Source organism: Vibrio sp. 378, assembly GCF_033339435.1.
On the sequence record NZ_JAWOUO010000319.1, the window covers coordinates 1 to 542 of the forward strand.

1 protein-coding gene and 1 pseudogene are annotated in these 542 nt (G+C 47.8%); both read left to right on the plus strand.

Features of this window, described 5'->3' with window-relative positions; all coding sequences use genetic code 11:
• Positions 1-258, plus strand: a 258-nt coding sequence (locus R7Q48_RS25965; RefSeq protein WP_318133061.1) for a LafD, incomplete at its 5' end; no start/stop codon positions are given.
• A pseudogene (locus tag R7Q48_RS25970) lies at positions 255-542 on the plus strand (flagellar hook-length control protein FliK); the annotation flags it as partial. The gene R7Q48_RS25965 and the pseudogene R7Q48_RS25970, both read left to right, overlap by 4 nt.

Genomic DNA, 542 nt, shown 5'->3' on the forward strand with positions numbered 1-542 from the left:
GCCACTAAGACGGCGGATTGGCACGCGCTAAAACGCCATGATTTGCAGCTTCGAGAGCTGCTTATCAGTCATAAGCCGTTTTTGAAAGATCCCAAACTGGCACCTGAAATTCTGCGTGCTAAGTCCGTGCACGTGGAGGCTTTTACTGCATTAGAAAAAGCCACTAATGAGATCAAAAACGAGATGAATTTGGCGAATGATCACCAAGAGCGTGCCATGGCGTACCAGTTAGCGATGACAATGGAGATGACACAATGATGATTTCTTCTTCACTGCCATCGTCAAATGCCGCTCCAGCTTCAGAAGGCCGAATCACGCAAGCAAAAGACGTTCAAGGCTTTTCGCAGCGCAATGCTTCAGGGCAAGCACCTCTGAATCAATCCGCAGCATTATCAGAGCAAGCAGTACCAAGCTTTCGCCTTGCTGCACAAACTTTCTCAAGTGAAGAGCGCAAAGAGGCGACAACTGCAACAACGGAAGAAAATGCTGCTGTTGACACCACAGGAATGAATGTTCTTCTCAGTGCAACAACACCAACTGAA